This window comes from Micromonospora parastrephiae (assembly GCF_016802865.1).
In the GTDB taxonomy this organism is placed as follows: Bacteria; Actinomycetota; Actinomycetes; order Mycobacteriales; family Micromonosporaceae; genus Micromonospora; species Micromonospora parastrephiae.
In genome coordinates this window covers 1-3323 of sequence record NZ_JAEVHM010000336.1, presented here as the reverse complement: position 1 = coordinate 3323, position 3323 = coordinate 1, and the positions used below count along the sequence as shown (strand labels likewise).

Here is a 3323-nt window from a genome sequence, read left to right as displayed (position 1 = left end):
GTCCCCGGCCGGCGGGGCCGCGCCGGCGCCCGAGACCACGGCGGGACGGCCCGCCGAGGCCACCGACCTGCCGGTGCCGACCGTCGACCGTGCGGCCGAACCTCCCCCGGCCGTGCCCGACGACCAGCCCGACATGACCGGGACCCCGGCCGGACCTTTCGACGGGGCGTCGACGGATCCGGCCTACGGCGACAAACTGGACGTCGGCTGGACGTACCCCTCCGCGCCCACCTCGGCCGCCGCGCTGCGGCGTGACGTACGGCTGGCGCTGGGCGACCTGGACGTCGGTCCGGACCTGCTGGAGGACCTGCTGCTCGCCGCGTCCGAGGCCATGAACAACGCCGTCGAGCACGCGCAACGGCCCAGCCGCCCGGAGGTCCGGGTCCGGCTCGAGGTCAACGACGGCCTGATCCGGATCGCGGTACGCGATTTCGGCACCTGGCGCGACCGCCGACCGGCGATGGACCGGGGACGCGGCGCGCTGCTGATGAACGCCTACGGCGACGTGCGGCTGGTCTCCACCGCCGAGGGGACGACGGTGACCATCGAGCGCCGGCTCGCCGACCCGGCCTGAGCCGACCGGGCGTCAGAGGCGGCGGCCGGCGCCGTCGCGGGCGATGATGCCGTCCAGCCGCTCCCCCGGGGCCAGCTCGCCCGGGTCGAACCAGAAGACCACGACCTGCTTGTCGAAACTCCATCGGGCAAGCCGGGCATCGACCTGGCGGCCGTCCACGGTGCCGGTGATCCGCTGGGCGGGGCCGACGAAGTAGCCGAAGGTGGGCACCGGCGCGGCGGACGACCGCTCGTCGTAGCCGATCTCGTGGAACCCGGGGCTGCGGTCGGCCCCCTCGACGTCGTTGACCAGGATGTCCGTGGTCAGGGTGCCGTCCGGGGCACGACGGCCGGCGGCCAGCCCGATGCTCACCCGGGGCTGGCCGGGCACCGAAACCGAGACGAAGTAGTACACCCGCTGGTCGGCGCCGTGCCGGACCCCGCTGTCGACGACCCGGCCCAACGGCTTCGGCACTGGTGTCGCCGATGTCGGCGGCGGCGTGGGTTCCTCCGATGTCGGCATCGGCGAGGCGACGACGGCGGCGGAGCGACGGCGACCGGCGGCGGACGGTCGACTGGCGGCGGGCCCCCCGGCCGGGCACCGACCGCCACCATGACGATCACGGCGGCCAGGGCGGTCGCCAGCGTCGCCGCCCCGGCTCCGGCGACCCGCCGACGAGTCCGCAGCCGCCGCCCCTCGCGCATGACGGCGACCAGGTCGAGGGTGGGGGCGGGGCGCTCGGTCGCCAGCATGGCGTCACGAAGCCGGTCCAGCTCGCTCATCGCCGCGCCTCCTGGTTGTCGGCCGCCCGCGCCCCGCTGGCGCGCAGCTTCTCCAGGGCTCGCGAGCTGGTGCTCTTGACCGTGCCCACGGACACGGCGAGTTCCCGGGCCACCTGCGCCTCCGGAAGGTCGAAGTAGTAGCGCAGCACGACGATGGCCCGTTCGCGAGGGCTGAGCGCGCCCAGGATGGTGATCAGCCAGCGCCGGGTGGCCACCTCGTCGGCCACGTCGCCGCGCCCCTGCTCCGGCACCTCGTCGGTCGGATACTCCCGCACCGGCCGCCGCCACCCGTCCACCAGGTGGTTGACCAGGGTGCGGCGGGCGTACCCGTAGGCGTCGTCGTCGTGGATCCGCGACCACGACGCGTAGGTGCGGACCAGGGCGGTCTGCGCGGCGTCCTCGGCCTGGTGGTGGTCACCGGTCATCAGGAACGCGGCATGCACCAGTCGCGCGGATGCCGCCCGCGCGAACTCGACGAACTCCGCGTCACCCCGCGCCACCGCGAACCCTCCCCCATGCCACACCGCTAGGGACGGGCGAGGGCGGCAAAAGGTTGAGTCCGGGTGGCATCAACTTTCCGCCACGATCACCCGTCTTCTCCTCCGCGTCGCCGCAGAGCGACGCACGAGGGGAGAGACATGGCGACGAAGGCTACCCGCCGTGGCCGGGCCGCTTCGGCGGTGTTGCTGCTGGTGGCGCTGCTCACGGGCTGCGGCCTGCCGGCTGCCGGAGGGTCGGTGGACGATCCGTCCCTGTCCGGCCCGGCCACGAGCCGGCCAGCTCACGGTGAGCAGCCCGCGGCGGGGTCGGCCTCGACCGGCCGACCTGCGGGCGCCGCCGGGAGCGCCGGCGCCGCGCCTGCACCCGTCGTGGTCGGTTATCCCGCCACCGGCGGCAACCGCTGGTCGGTGGCGGCGGCCGAGACAACGGCCGGGGGTGGCAGCGGTGGTCGACTGTTGCGCTACCGGGTCGCGGTGGAGCGCGACATCCGGGGGTTGCCGGTGGCCGACGTCGCGGCGACGGTGTCGGCGACACTCAACGACCCGCGCGGGTGGACCGCCGGTGGGACGTGGCGGCTGCGCCGGGTGGGCGCGGGAACCCCGGCCGACTTCACCATCTACCTGGCCACCCCCGGCACCCGCGACACGCTCTGCCAGGACGTGCCGGACGGCTACACTTCGTGTCGCAACGGCGACCGGGTGGTGCTCAACGTGGCCCGCTGGGTCACGGCGGTGCCGGGCTACGGAGCGAGCCGGGCCACCTACCGGCAGTACATGGTCAACCACGAGGTCGGCCACCGGCTCGGACTGGGTCACGAGCGGTGCCCGGGGCGTGGCCGGCGGGCGCCGGTGATGCAGCAGCAGACGCTGGGGTTGCACGGGTGCACCGCCAACGCCTGGCCGCACCCGGACGGCACGGCCCGCTACTCCGGGCCGGTCGGGGCGTACCGCGAAGAGATCCCGCCGCGCGAGGGTGCCCGGCCGGCGCACTGAGCGCAGCGTCGACATGCCGCGCGTCAGGGCCGGCGCCGACGCTCCTGGTCGAGCCGCTCGTCGAGGCGACCCAACTCGTAGATGGCATTGAGGTTGGTCGGCAGCCGGCTGACATTGTCCGGCACCGGGCCGGGATCCGACTCGGGGGCGTGCGTGGGTGCGGGCGCCGGCGCGCCGGCGGAGTTCGACGCCGCGACCGCCGGGCGGCGCCACAGGAGCAGCAGCGCCAGCACCGCGAGGACACCGGCGAGCACCAGGTAGTACGCGGGCGGCCAGCCGCCACGACTGAAGGTGGTGAACGCCGGCGGGGCAGCCGGAGCGGGCGCGGCGCCGTCGCGCAGTGGCACGGCGGCGTCCCCGGTGCCCGGGCCGTTCGCGGGACGATCGGGCGCGCCGGGCGAGCACCAGGTAGTACGCGGGCGGCCAGCCGCCACGACTGAAGGTGGTGAACGCCGGCGGGGCAGCCGGAGCGGGCGCGGCGCCGTCGCGCAGTGG

5 protein-coding genes are annotated in these 3323 nt (G+C 75.4%); 2 read left to right on the top strand and 3 right to left on the bottom strand.

Annotated elements, in window-relative coordinates:
* Positions 1–574, top strand: a 574-nt coding sequence (locus tag JNW91_RS32885) for an ATP-binding protein (RefSeq protein ID WP_238425991.1), incomplete at its 5' end; no start/stop codon positions are given.
* Between the two features lie 12 nt (positions 575–586).
* Here JNW91_RS32885 and JNW91_RS32880 read toward each other — a convergent pair.
* Together JNW91_RS32880 and JNW91_RS30525 are read right to left on the bottom strand one after the other, a co-directional pair.
* Positions 587–1027: a hypothetical protein gene (locus JNW91_RS32880; protein WP_238425990.1), complete on the bottom strand. Its 441-nt coding sequence runs from the start codon at positions 1025–1027 to the stop codon at positions 587–589.
* A gap of 304 nt (positions 1028–1331) precedes the next feature.
* Positions 1332–1835, bottom strand: coding sequence for a SigE family RNA polymerase sigma factor (locus tag JNW91_RS30525; protein ID WP_203178942.1), 504 nt, complete (start codon positions 1833–1835; stop codon positions 1332–1334).
* 138 nt (positions 1836–1973) lie between these two features.
* Between JNW91_RS30525 and JNW91_RS30520 the strand changes: the two genes are divergently transcribed.
* Positions 1974–2828 carry a DUF3152 domain-containing protein gene (locus JNW91_RS30520; RefSeq protein WP_203178941.1) on the top strand — a complete coding sequence of 285 codons (855 nt, stop codon included), beginning with the start codon at positions 1974–1976 and terminating at the stop codon, positions 2826–2828.
* Positions 2829–2851: 23 nt separating this feature from the next.
* Here JNW91_RS30520 and JNW91_RS30515 read toward each other — a convergent pair.
* Positions 2852–3323 (bottom strand): hypothetical protein (locus tag JNW91_RS30515; protein ID WP_238425989.1); only part of this gene is annotated, 472 nt, incomplete at its 5' end.

Coding starts and splice junctions, on each gene's coding strand:
- JNW91_RS30520 (WP_203178941.1), top strand. CDS start 1,974: ATGGCGACGAAGGCTACCCGCCGTGGCCGGGCCGCTTCGGCGGTGTTG.